10 protein-coding genes are annotated in these 12,937 nt (G+C 51.2%); 7 read left to right on the forward strand and 3 right to left on the reverse strand.

Annotated features, from left to right (window positions below):
• Positions 1-348: 348 nt before the first annotated feature.
• From ACM1PF_RS13565 to ACM1PF_RS13580, 4 genes are all read left to right on the forward strand, one after another.
• Positions 349-1,815 carry a sensor histidine kinase gene (locus ACM1PF_RS13565; RefSeq protein WP_416675350.1) on the forward strand — a complete coding sequence of 489 codons (1,467 nt, stop codon included), beginning with the start codon at positions 349-351 and terminating at the stop codon, positions 1,813-1,815.
• Positions 1,812-3,464, forward strand: coding sequence for a hybrid sensor histidine kinase/response regulator (locus tag ACM1PF_RS13570; RefSeq protein WP_416675352.1), 1,653 nt, complete (start codon positions 1,812-1,814; stop codon positions 3,462-3,464). The genes ACM1PF_RS13565 and ACM1PF_RS13570 overlap by 4 nt, the downstream gene beginning before the upstream one ends.
• 72 nt (positions 3,465-3,536) lie before the next feature.
• A complete protein-coding gene (locus tag ACM1PF_RS13575) occupies positions 3,537-4,226 on the forward strand; it encodes an NUDIX hydrolase (RefSeq protein WP_416675354.1) in 690 nt (229 codons plus the stop codon).
• Positions 4,227-4,440: 214 nt separating this feature from the next.
• Positions 4,441-5,106, forward strand: coding sequence for a class I SAM-dependent methyltransferase (locus ACM1PF_RS13580; RefSeq protein WP_416675356.1), 666 nt, complete (start codon positions 4,441-4,443; stop codon positions 5,104-5,106).
• 231 nt (positions 5,107-5,337) lie between these two features.
• Here ACM1PF_RS13580 and ACM1PF_RS13585 read toward each other — a convergent pair whose 3' ends face one another.
• Positions 5,338-6,630 (reverse strand): hemolysin family protein, encoded by a 1,293-nt coding sequence (locus tag ACM1PF_RS13585; protein WP_416675359.1) that lies wholly within the window; start codon positions 6,628-6,630, stop codon positions 5,338-5,340.
• Positions 6,631-6,925: 295 nt separating this feature from the next.
• On the opposite strand from ACM1PF_RS13585, the gene mfd reads away from it, so the two are divergent.
• Together mfd and ACM1PF_RS13595 are read left to right on the forward strand one after the other, a co-directional pair.
• A complete protein-coding gene (mfd, locus tag ACM1PF_RS13590; RefSeq protein WP_416675362.1) occupies positions 6,926-10,558 on the forward strand; it encodes a transcription-repair coupling factor in 3,633 nt (1,210 codons plus the stop codon).
• A gap of 201 nt (positions 10,559-10,759) precedes the next feature.
• Positions 10,760-11,059 carry a 30S ribosomal protein PSRP-3 gene (locus tag ACM1PF_RS13595; protein ID WP_416675364.1) on the forward strand — a complete coding sequence of 100 codons (300 nt, stop codon included), beginning with the start codon at positions 10,760-10,762 and terminating at the stop codon, positions 11,057-11,059.
• 159 nt (positions 11,060-11,218) lie between these two features.
• Here ACM1PF_RS13595 and ACM1PF_RS13600 read toward each other — a convergent pair whose 3' ends face one another.
• Both ACM1PF_RS13600 and ACM1PF_RS13605 read right to left on the reverse strand, forming a co-directional pair.
• On the reverse strand, positions 11,219-11,392 hold the full coding sequence (locus ACM1PF_RS13600) for a hypothetical protein (protein WP_416675366.1): 174 nt from the start codon (positions 11,390-11,392) through the stop codon (positions 11,219-11,221).
• The gene (locus ACM1PF_RS13605; RefSeq protein WP_416675369.1) at positions 11,373-11,894 is read right to left on the reverse strand and encodes a pentapeptide repeat-containing protein; all 522 of its coding nucleotides are present in this window, start codon (positions 11,892-11,894) and stop codon (positions 11,373-11,375) included. Before ACM1PF_RS13605 ends, ACM1PF_RS13600 begins: the two co-directional genes overlap by 20 nt.
• A 288-nt stretch (positions 11,895-12,182) precedes the next feature.
• Here ACM1PF_RS13605 and ACM1PF_RS13610 point away from each other — a divergent pair, with 288 nt between their 5' ends.
• A complete protein-coding gene (locus tag ACM1PF_RS13610; protein ID WP_416675370.1) occupies positions 12,183-12,818 on the forward strand; it encodes a fasciclin domain-containing protein in 636 nt (211 codons plus the stop codon).
• The last annotated feature ends 119 nt before the right edge of the window (positions 12,819-12,937 follow it).

Raw genomic sequence — 12,937 nt, forward strand, 5'->3', positions numbered from 1 at the left:
CGGATGTAGGTTGGCAAAGCGCACCAGCACCGATCACAAAATCGGATGAGCACACAATGCTTGACCCAGCCTCCGAGATTCTGCTGCCTTCAATGGTAGTGAAACATCTCATTGAATCCATTGTGCAGGTATTGGTCTGCCTGTGAACAATCGCCCAAACGCAATGACTCAACTCAATTTTTGATCTCCATCCAACGGTCTGCCAAAACTAAAAAGTCGCTAGGACTTTGCGGCAGAACTCTGCCCATACAGATGCTTTTATCCCACAGCACCCGATCGGATTTCATGAATTGGGTGGGTCAACTCAGTGCCAATCCGCGATCGCATAGAAAATGCGCAGGAGTTGTTATGCAAATTGTTTGGTCTGATTCCCTTGCCGCTGCAATCTTTATTCCCCATGGACACTGCTATCTCTGGAGGCCGGGTCTGGTGTGGCTCCATATCATTGCCGATGGATTGACTGCTCTGGCCTACTACTCCATTCCCCTGACCCTGATCTACTTTGTGCGCAAGCGGCAGGATGTTCCCTTTGGCTGGATGTTTCAATGCTTCAGCGCCTTTATCATTGCCTGTGGCACAACCCACATGATGGGCATCTGGACGATCTGGCATCCCACCTACTGGCTTTCAGGAATGGTCAAAGCCCTCACAGCCGGTGTTTCGATGTATACGGCTGTCGCTCTGATACCGCTGGTGCCTGCGGCCCTGGCTCTCCCCAGTCCGGCGCAGTTGGAAGCTGCTAACCGTGAATTGGAGAAGGAAATCATGGAACGGAAACAGGCAGAAGCCGCTCTGCAAGAAAGTCAGCGATTTGTGCAAAAGATTGCGGATACGGCTCCAGCCATCCTCTATGTGTATGATTTACTGGAAAAGCGAAATGCTTACATCAACCGTGAGTTTACCGAGCAATTGGGGTATCCCCTGGATGAAGCCCAGTCAACGGTCGAGGATCTGCCAACCTTGATCCATCCCGACGATCTGCCGGTGTTGCAGAAGTTTGTTCAGCAATGGAAAACGGTTGAGGATGGTGATGTTTTGCAGTTGGAGTATCGCATGAAGCATTGTAACGGGAACTGGCGGTATTTTCAGTGCCAGGAAACGGTGTTTGCCCGGACTGCGGAGGGTGCTCCCAGGCAAATTTTAGGAGCCGCAGTGGATGTTACCGATCGCAAAATGATTCAACCGTTGCAGAGTGCTTTGAAAGAAAAAGAAGTATTGCTCAAAGAAATCCATCATCGAGTTAAAAACAATTTGCAAATCATCTACAGTTTGCTGCGGCTCCAACGGCGGAGTTTAACCGATGAAAATGCGATCGAAGCCCTACTGGATAGTCAAAACCGGATTAAGGCGATCGCCCTGATCCATGAGAAACTGTATCGATCGGAAAATCTGGCGGAGATTGATTTGCCTCACTATATCTCCCACATTGCCACAGGGTTGTTTAGCGTTTATCAAACCTACTCCAAGTCCATTACGTTAGAAACCCAAATTGCTGCCATTCCAATGGATATTGATACCGCCATTCTGTGTGGTTTAATCACAAATGAGCTTGTCTCAAATTCTCTAAAGTATGCTTTTTCTAATCAGCAAACGGGGAAGATTAAAATTAATCTCTCTCAGGGCAACGACAACATGGTGCATTTACAAATTAGCGATGATGGTCAAGGATTACCCAAGGATTTTGCTGAAGCTAACTCCACTTCACTGGGGCTAAAGTTAGTGACCGATCTGGTGGAACAACTGGAGGGAATTCTGGCGATCGATCGCTCTAAAGGAACAGCATTCAAAATTTCGTTTCCCTGGAGGACACTGTGACCAATCAGGTGAATGCAAACATTGAACCACCGCAGGCGGTTCAGATTCTTGTGGTTGAAGATGAAAGCATTATTGCCAGAGATATTAAAGATTGTTTAGAAAATCTGGGCTATGAAGTTCCGGCGATCGCCACAACTGGTTCAGAGGCGATCAATCAAGCAACTCATTTAAATCCAGATTTAATCTTGATGGATATTCGCCTGAAGGGCGATATGGATGGGATTCAGGCGGCCGAACAAATCTGGAACCGTTTGCAAATTCCAATTGTCTATGCCACTGGGTTTTCCGATCGCCCAACTCTGGAGCGGGCAAAGTTAACTCGTCCCTTTGGCTATATTTTGAAGCCGATCGAGGAGCGCGAACTATATGCCGCAGTAGAAACCGCACTGCATCAATATCGGGCGAACCGTGACCTGCAAGACCGGGAGCAATGGCTAAGTACCGTCCTGCGGGATATTGGCGATGGAGTGATTGTCGTAGACACTCAGCTCAAAGTTTGCTTAATGAATCTGGTGGCTGAGGCCCTCACAGGATGGCGACAGAATGAAGCTGCGGGACGCAATATTTCAGAAGTGTTTCAGGTGGTTCATGAACACACTCAGACTGAATTGCCCAATCCCGTTGTAGCGGCGATCGAGCAGGGCAGGGCAGCTAATTTACCCAGCAACGCCCTACTCATTCCCAGGGATAGTGTCGCGATTCCCATTGCCGATACTGCAACTCCTATCCGTGATGGGACAGGTGAAATTACTGGGGCTGTCGTTGTGTTTCATGATGTCACTCGTCGTCGGCTCGCGGAAGAAAGAGAACTTGCCCTGCAGCGAGCACAGCAGCTTGAAACCCAGATGCGAGAAATAGAACGTTTAAACCAACTAAAAGATGATTTTTTGAATACGGTGTCCCATGAGCTGCGAACCCCGTTGGCGAATATGAAAATGTCAATTCAAATGCTGGAAATTGTGCTGAGTCAGGGTGGGGTTCTCCAGGGTGAGGATTCATCAGCCCGGCGAACGGTAAAGTATTTAGAAATTCTGCGAGAGCAATGCAATCAAGAACTGATTCTAGTCAATGATCTGCTGGATCTACAGCGGCTGAACGCAGACACCTACTCCCTGGCTTTTTCTGCCATCACTCTTCAGGACTGGATACCGCACATCGTCGAAAATTTTCAACTTCGCATTCAGGCGGGCCAACAGCAGCTAGAAATGGATATTCCTGAGTCCCTGCCAACTCTGACCTCTGATATGGCTAGTTTGACGCGAATCGTCTCAGAACTGTTGAATAATGCCTGTAAGTACACCCCAGCGAATGAAAAAATTACGATTACAGTTCGGCTGCAACCCATACAATCGATCGCGGCAGGAAATCTGAAGTTACCCCCTGAGTTTTCGGTTCCTGGGGTACAAATTAGCGTTTGCAATTCTGGTGTGGAGATTCCCGAAGAGGCTCTGTCTCAAATTTTTGAGCCGTTTTACCGCATTCCTAATTCAGACCTGCGCAATCAGGGGGGAACTGGATTAGGGCTGGCGTTAATCCGCAAATTGGTAGATTATTTGAATGGAAGAATTACGGTAGAGAGTGCATCCAGGCAAACTTGCTTCAGGATTCATCTTCCCATTACTCCACTCAACGCTGAACCAGCTCCGTAAGCGTTCAGTTCATCCGTTCATCCTTCCACCCAGATCTTTAAAGGTTCCTATACTTTATCCGTCCGTTTGTCTATGCCCACCTACAAATATCCCAGACCCGCCCTCACGGTTGACTGCGTTATTTTTGGTTTCGATCGCCAATCGACGCTGAAAGTCATGTTGATTCAGCGCAAGCTTACACCGTTTCAGGGCAGTTGGGCCTTGCCAGGGGGCTTTGTCCGGATCGATGAGTCGATCGAAGCGGCGGCCCTACGGGAATTGCAGGAAGAAACGGGACTAGAGAAATTATTTTTAGAACAACTCTATACTTTTGGAGCCGTTGACCGCGATCCACGCGAACGGATTGTGACTGTAGCCTACTACGCCCTGATCAACCTGGAAGAATACGTCGTGAAAGCTGCGTCTGATGCCAGTGATGCCGCCTGGTTTGCGATCGATGCGTTACCGCCCCTTGCCTTTGATCATGACCAAATTTTACTCATTGCGCTGAATCGACTGAAGAATAAAGTCCAGTATGAACCGATCGGGTTTGAATTACTGCCCCGGAAATTCACACTGTTTCAGTTGCAGAAGTTATATGAGACGATTTTAGGCCATGAACTGGACAAGCGAAACTTCCGCAAAAAGATCCTCAAGATGGGACTATTGCGCGAACTGAATGAAGTCCAGCAGGATGTTCCCCATCGGGCGGCCAAGCTGTACGAATTTGACGAAGTGGCGTACGAACAGCTCCGGGAGAAAGGATTTAATTTTGAGATTTAAGCTAGGGTTGAAAGGTTGACCAAGCCGCTCAGGATCATGGACGGCGTAGAGTCCAGAGTAGGTGTACTTTTGCCCAGGTTGAAAGGTTGACCAAGCCGCTCAGGATCATGGACTAACTTGGGCAACGTTTTACTTCGCTGACTGGGCGGGCAAGATGCTCACCCCACAATAATTTCAGATTATTAAATTCGCATTCCTTAAGTGAACAAAAATTATGTCAAAGCAAACACTCAACCTGGACGATCGCCTTTACCAATACCTCCTATCCACCTCTCTACGGGAACAGCCCATTTTGCAAGCACTACGGCAGGAAACGGCAAGTCATCCCATGAGCCAGATGCAGATCGCCCCAGAGCAGGGGCAATTTATGGGGTTTTTGGTGCAGTTAATGGGGGTGAAAAAAGCCCTGGAAGTGGGAGTATTTACCGGATATAGCTCCCTGGTGGTTGCGTTAGCGATGCCCCCCGATGGTCAACTGATCGCCTGTGATGTGAGTGAGGAGTTTACATCGATCGCCCGTCGCTACTGGGAACAGGCTGGCGTTGCTGACAAGATTGATCTCCGCATTGCCCCCGCCCTGGAAACCCTGGATCAGCTGATTCAGGAGGGTCATGCCAACACCTTTGATTTTGCCTTCATTGATGCCGATAAAAGCAATTACGACAACTACTATGAACGCGCTTTGCAACTGGTGCGGACTGGCGGACTGATTGCGATCGACAATGTGCTGTGGTCAGGACAGGTGGCCGATCCTGAAGTGCAGGACACCCGGACAACCGCCATTCGTACCCTCAACCAAAAAATTCAGCAGGATCAGCGGGTTGTGATGTGTTTAGTGCCGATCGCCGATGGATTGATGCTGGCCATGAAGCGAGGTTAGTTCATGAAACGAGTTTAGAAGCGAACAAACAATCTTGGCGCATGGTAGGCAAGGGATCTGTAATCAAATGGCATCCCCATTTTTGAAAAAATCGGCTGTCAGGGCGTACAGCAGTGTGCCCCTAACGGGTATGTTATTGTGCTGCATCCCCCAAGATGCCTGCCCTACAGAAAATCAGCTCCTGACTCCTGACTCCTCACCCCTCACTCCTCACTCCTCACTCCTCACTCCTCACCCCATCGGCATGATCAACACCTTATCCACCCGATTCCCATCCATGTCCATCACCTCAAATCGATAGCCATTCCACTCAAAGTGATCGGAGGCTCTGGGAATGTGACCGAACCGGGTGACGATGAAGCCCCCCAGGGTTTGAAAATTGCCGCGATCTTCTCCGGGAAGTTGTTCGATCGCCAGGAGTTCCTTGAGTTTGGCGATCGGCACCATCCCATCCACTAACCAGGAGCCATCATCGCGTTGCACAATCTCCGTTTCCTGCGGTTGATCGGCAAACGGGATATCACCGATCAGCACTTCCATCACATCATTGAGGGTGACGAGTCCCTGAATCACCCCATACTCATCCACGACGAGGGCAATATGAGTACCTGATTGTTTGAACAACTCCAGCACCTTCAGGGCGTGGGTCGTTTCTGGAATAATCAGGGGAGATTGCAGCAGCGAAAGCAGGTCGATCGGTTGTCCTTTCAGGCTCTGGGAGAGCACATTCGTGACATGGACAATACCCAGAACATTGTCCAGATGATCCTGGCAAACCGGAAAACGAGTGTGGGAAATCTCGATCATTTTGCGGCGATTCACTTCGATGGAATCACTGATATCGAGCCAGGCAATGTCAGGACGAGGAGTCATCAAGGCATTCACCTTCTGATCATCCAGGCGAAACACTCGCTCCACCATATCCTGTTCCGCCGCCTCAAACATGCCGGCCTCTGCCCCCTGTTGCAGCAGAAGCTTAATTTCCTCCTCCGTCACCAGGGGTTCATGGGTGGAGAGATTCACCTGTAGGATTTTCAGTACCCATTCCGTAGAAAGGCTCAAAAGGTAAACCACCGGAGCAGCAAACTTGGCAATGCACTGCATCGGCACAGCCACGATCGCCGCAATTTTCTCTGGATTGTTCAGGGCTAACCGTTTGGGAGCCAATTCACCCAGAATCAGGGATAGATAGGTAATCAAAATCACCACCAGCCAAAACCCGATCGCCTCACTATAAGGACTGAGGATCGGAATTCGGTCAATTTGCGCTGCAATGGACTGAGCCAGGTTTGCCCCCCCAAACGCCCCGGCCAAGATTCCAATCAAAGTAATCCCAATTTGCACTGTAGAGAGGAAACGATTGGGGGAATTCGCTAAATCCAACGCCACCCGCGCCTTCGCATCTCCCCTGTTGGTCATTTCCTGAAGACGCGCTTTGCGGGAAGAAACGATCGCCATTTCAGACATGGCAAACACCGCATTGGCCAGGATTAGCAGCAGAATGACCAGAATCTCAAGGGACATAGGAGGATTTAGAAGGAGCAATTACCAGGGGCTATGCTCAATAGTTTGGACATACAGCACGGTAGCATTCCCATGCCTTCAACAGCCAGATATTGGGTTGCATCGCCTCAACCTGAGCTACACCGATGATATAGTTTCGTTCGCAAACCTAGATAAATTCTGGTGTAAATCCGCCCCTTGAAAGAGGGGTATTCCTATCCTGTCTTAACTGACCTTTTAGAATAGTAAACATTAATAAATTGCTGTATGATTGCCCTTTCCCATCCTTTAAGTTCTGTTTCCGACCCTCTACTGTATGGCTTTCTCCTCCATCACCCGCGCCCTAGGACGATCGCCCCTGACGGCTGAACTGCTGACCAAGCTCGACCAGCAGCATCACCTGAAGCTGAACGGCATCCCGCGTCTACCCAAAGGGCTAATTGCTTCGGCGATCGCCCAGGCTCAAAATCGTCCCCTGCTCCTGGTGGCTGCCACCCTGGAGGAAGCCGGCCGCTGGGCAGTCCAACTAGAGGCAATGGGCTGGCGCACCCTACACTTCTACCCCACCTCCGAAGCCTCCCCCTACGAACCCTTCGACCCCGAATCCGAGATGGTCTGGGGACAGCTTCAGGTACTCGCCGACCTCCTCAAAGCCCAAGGAGAACCCCCCACCCAGCTCTCACCTACCCCTCCTCACTCCTCACCCCTCACTCCCCACTCCTCCCTGGCGATCGTCACCACCGAACGCGCCCTCCAACCCCACCTTCCTCCCGTCGAAGCCTTCCGCCCCTACTGCGTCACCCTCGATCGCGGCATGGAGTTGGATCTGGAGGGATTCAGTCATCAGCTGGCCCAACTCGGCTACGAGCGGGTGTCCCTCGTTGAAACCGAAGGGCAATGGAGCCGTCGCGGAGATATTATTGATGTCTTTCCCGTTGCCCTGGAACTGCCCGTGCGAATCGAGTTCTTCGGCGATGAACTGGACAAAATGCGGGAATTTGATCCCTCCACCCAGCGATCGCTGGATAGTATTAACCAACTGGTTCTGACGGCAACGAATTTTCGTCCAATGATTTTGGCGGGGTTGGGGAGTCAGGAGTCAGGAGCCAGAAGTCAGGAGTTCGAGGGAACAGACTCAGTCCTCAGTCCTCAGTCCTCAGTCCTCAATCCTCTCCTCTCTCCCGAAGAACTGGAACAGCTAGAGTCCGGCACTCTGGAGGGAATGCGGCGATTTTTAGGACTGGCGTTTGACCAGCCTGCTTCCCTGCTGGATTATTTGCCAGATAATACCCTGGTGGCGATCGATGAGCCAGAACAGTGCCGCGCCCACAGCGATCGCTGGTTTGAACATGCAGAGGAACAGTGGCAGGAACTCAACTATCGGGGATTATCTGAGGAGAATCAGCCCACTTACTCCTCCCCATTCCCCACCCCCCATTCCCCGATTCCTCCTGTCCATCGTGCCTTCACTGAGTCCCTGACCAACCTGGAACGGTTCGATCGCCTCTCCCTCTCGGAAATTGCTGAGGAGAATCATGGATTGAACCTATCTAGCCGTCCGGTTCCGGCGATTCCTCATCAGTTTGGCAAGCTGGCGGAAACCCTGCGGCAGGAGCGCGATCGGGGGTTTGCCATCTGGCTGGTGTCCGCCCAACCTTCGCGATCGGTTGCCCTATTGCAGGAGCATGACTGTCCGGCGCAGTTTGTCCCCAATCCCAGGGATTATCTGGCGATCGACAAGCTGCAATCTCAGAAAACCCCGGTGGCGGTCAAATACTCTGGCTTGGCAGAGTTGGAAGGGTTTATTCTGCCGACCTTCCGATTGGTGGTCGTTACCGATCGAGAGTTTTTTGGGCAGCACACCCTGGCAACGCCGACCTATGTGCGCAAGCGCAGACAAGCCGCATCGAAGCAGGTAGATCCCAACAAGCTTCAGTTAGGAGATTTTGTCGTCCACCGGAATCATGGCGTGGGGCGATTCCTGAAGTTGGAAAGCCTGACCATCAACAATGAAACCCGTGAGTATCTGGTCTTACAGTATGCTGATGGCTTGCTGCGGGTAGCGGCGGATCAGGTGGGGGTGTTGTCCCGCTTCCGGGGAGCCGGAGGGCAAACTCCTGAACTGAACAAAATGTCGGGAAAGGCGTGGGAAAAGACCAAGAGCAAGGTTCGCAAAGCCGTTAAAAAGGTGGCGGTGGATCTGCTCCAACTCTATGCCCAGCGATCGCAGCAGGAGGGTTTTACTTTTCCGATCGACACCCCCTGGCAGCAGGAAATGGAGGACTCTTTTCCCTATCAGGCAACTCCCGATCAGTTGAAGGCGATCCAGGATGTGAAGCGGGACATGGAAAATCCCCGCCCGATGGATCGGTTGGTCTGTGGGGATGTCGGCTTTGGCAAAACGGAGGTGGCCATTCGCGCTATTTTCAAGGCAGTAACTTCCGGTAAACAGGTGGCCCTGCTCGCCCCCACCACGATTCTGACCCAGCAGCACTACCACACCATCAAAGAGCGATTCGCCCCCTACCCGATTCAGGTGGGCTTACTGAACCGTTTTCGGACGGCGGAGGAACGCAAGGAAATTCAGCAACGCCTGACGACGGGTGAGTTAGATATTGTAGTGGGAACCCATCAACTATTGGGGAAAGGGGTGAAGTTCAAAGATCTGGGTTTGCTGGTGGTGGACGAAGAACAGCGATTTGGGGTGAACCAGAAGGAGAAGATTAAAGCCCTGAAAACCCAGGTGGATGTACTGACCCTCAGTGCGACTCCGATTCCCCGAACCCTCTATATGGCCCTTTCCGGCGTACGGGAAATGAGCCTGATTACGACTCCGCCACCGTCCCGTCGCCCCATCAAAACCCATTTGTCTCCCTACGATGGGGAAGTGGTGCGAACTGCAATTCGGCAGGAACTCGATCGCGGTGGACAAATTTTCTACGTTGTACCTCGCGTGGAAGGGATTGAAGAAGTGGCGGGACGGATTCGAGAAATGGTTCCCACTGCCCGACTGGCGATCGCCCACGGACAGATGCAGGAGGGGGAACTGGAGGCAACCATGCTCACCTTCAGCAATGGGGAAGCCGATATTCTGGTCTGTACCACGATCATCGAGTCCGGGCTGGATATTCCCCGTGTGAATACGATCCTGGTGGAAGATGCCCAACGGTTTGGCCTATCCCAGCTTTACCAGTTGCGGGGACGGGTGGGACGCGCCGGAATTCAGGCCCATGCCTGGTTGTTCTACCCGAAGCAAAACCAACTCACTGATGCGGCACGGCAACGGCTCCGAGCGATTCAAGAATTTACCCAGCTTGGCTCTGGCTATCAGCTTGCGGTGCGAGACATGGAAATTCGCGGCGTGGGGAACTTACTGGGGGCAGAGCAATCGGGACAGATGGATGCGATCGGCTTTGACCTGTATATGGAAATGCTGGAGGAAGCGATTAAGGAAATTCGCGGCCAGGAAATTCCCCAGGTGGACGATACCCAAATCGACCTGAACCTGACGGCATTTATTCCGGCGGATTATATTCCCGACCTGGATCAAAAGATGGCGGCTTATCGGACAGTTGCGTCAGCCCAGTCGAAGAAAGAACTGGCGCAAATTGCCGCTGATTGGATCGATCGCTACGGCACGATTCCCCATGCCGCCCAGCAGTTGATTCGGGTAATGGAACTGAAGCAGGTCGCCAAGTCCCTTGGATTTAGTCGAGTTAAACCGGACGGCAAGCAGCATGTGGTGTTGGAAACGCCGATGGAGGAACCCGCCTGGAATTTGTTGAAGGAAAACTTGTCCGATCACCTGAAATCCCGCTTTGTCTACACGCCCGGAAAGGTGACGGTGCGAGGGTTGGGCGTACTCAAAGCCGATCAGCAGTTGGAAAATCTAGTGGATTATCTCAGTCGGATGAAGGGGGCACTGCCCGAAGCGGTGATGAGTGCTTGATGCGCTTGATGCTTACGACTAGTAGAAGCGAGCGTGAATTGAGCAACCGTAGAGCGGGCAAGATGCCCGCGCAGGCTGGAAGCCTGCACTACGAAAGGTGGGCGTATTGCTGCCGAGGTCTACTAGCTTCCCTGGGGAAGGATGCGTTATTATAAGGGATTGTAAAGTTATCAAGATGATCCGTCTGGCTAGGAGGTTTGTTTGGCAAAGTTCATCTTAAAAGTTTTGTGGTTAGAAGAAAACGTGGCACTAGCGGTTGATCAGGTTGTGGGCAAAGGCACCAGCCCCCTGACCTCCTATTTCTTTTGGCCTCGTAATGATGCCTGGGAACAGTTGAAATCCGAACTAGAAGCAAAGCACTGGATTTCAGAAGTCGATCGCATTGAGTTACTGAATAAGGCAACTGAAGTGATTAACTACTGGCAGGAAGAAGGCAAGCGTCAGCCCATGACGGAAGCCCAAGCCAAGTTTCCAGAAGTAGCCTTTACTGGCAGCAACTAAATTATTTAGTAGGCAATAAGGTCTACTCAGATGATTGAGTTCTTAGAACGCCCGCAACTGGTTCGCGGGCTATTTTATTGTTTTCACACAAAATTTTTCCATAATCCGATATGCTCCTCTGGGGTGTCACTTTTACCGCAAAGGAAAGCTTCATGAACCTTATCGCCCCAATCTCGTCAACCAGGTGCAGGCAGAACTCTGGGGTGGTGCCCCTGTGCGCCTCACGCCATCATTGAGGTCGATCGGCTGAACCAGGACAATATTTTGAGGTAGAAGGAACGTTTCACGCACCAGTTGGTAATCTGTGATGCGGCTATGGATGAATCGAACCATTGGGCAATGTTGCCCCTTGCAGACTCGCGCCACTCAAATCAGCACATCCTCCCAGGTTGAAACTGAGGGTCGCTCCGCGTGGATCCGTTGTGATGTTGAAACCTAACGGCAGATTTTGGGGATTGCCTGCTTCAGGATTTTCATCCAGGTTGAAGTCCAGGTTAGCCGTACGCTCATCTGCGCGCAAGCTGAAACTGAAGGCATTACAGCCCAAATCAACCTGCTCTAAATTGGCACGACGCAGATTGGTACGCTGTAAGTTGGCTTGGCCTAGCTTCGAACCGCGAAGACTGGCTCCCTCCAGATTTGCCTCTGATAAATTAACACCCTCCAGATTCAACCTTTCTAAATTGGCATTACTCAGGTCACACCCCTGACATTCCCTCGTCTCCAACAATCGCTGCACATGATCCTGGCGAGAAGCAAACAACGCACCATAAACTCCGACAAAAATTGCCAGAGTAACTAGAGGAATGGCAAATGCAAGCGTTTTGAGGTTCATAGCTTCCAGTTCACTGCATCTGACCGCAGTGACCACAATTTGGATGATGAGTTCTAATAACCAGTTCTTATAACTACTAGCGTAGCGCGGGATTTTCCGGATTTACGGTGTTTCATTTCACTACAGATCAGTCGTAATTTACGTACTGACGCACTGGGGGAATCTCTACCTTGCGGATGAGGTCAATGGCGGGGTATCTAATTTAACTTGGTCAAAAGGTAAGAGCGAGTCGATCGCCCACACGAGTTGAAAGACTCGTCATTTTATTACGCTTAGGAGGCCTTTACAATGCTTAACAGCATCAAGTTTTCCAGAAAGTTATTAGCTGGAGTACTCGGAGTCAGCCTGGTTGGTGCATTGGCAGCCTGCGCTCCTCCAACGGATACTGCGGCAGATGCTCCTACTGCAGATACTCCTACCACAGCTACTGATCCTGCTGTTGGCGATGACCCCGTAGCAGGTGAAGGCACCGCTACAACGGACGATCAAGCCTTTGCAGGTGATGAAACGGTCGTTGAGATCGTTCAGCAGGATGCATCCTTCTCCACCCTGGAGCAAGCCATTCAGGCAGCCGAACTGGAAGATGTCCTGGCGGATGATGGTCCTTACACCGTCTTTGCACCAACGGACGAAGCATTCGCAGCTCTGCCTCCTGAAACGTTAGATCAATTACTGCAACCCGAAAATCAGGATGCCCTGCGGCAGATTCTGACTTATCACGTTGTTCCTGGCAGCATTACCTCACCGAGCGTTACCCCTGGCGAAATTGGCACTGTAGAAGGAAGTTCCCTTGTGGTTGACAGTGCGGCTGGAGAAGTCCTAGTCGATGGGGCACGAGTCATTCAACCTGACATTATTGCTAGCAATGGTGTCGTCCACGCGATCGACCAAGTATTATTACCACCTGGCTTACAACTCCAGTAAGGTAATACCTTGGGGGGAAAACATCCCCCCAATTTTTTTCTATATTTTTAGCCTGGGTATTACAACAAAACTACTAAAGCCGTGAATAGATCTATTCCCTACGCCCTACTCTCTATTGC

Source organism: Egbenema bharatensis FJBBOT/2019, from assembly GCF_048077055.1.
Taxonomy (GTDB): domain Bacteria; phylum Cyanobacteriota; class Cyanobacteriia; order Elainellales; family Elainellaceae; genus Egbenema; species Egbenema bharatensis.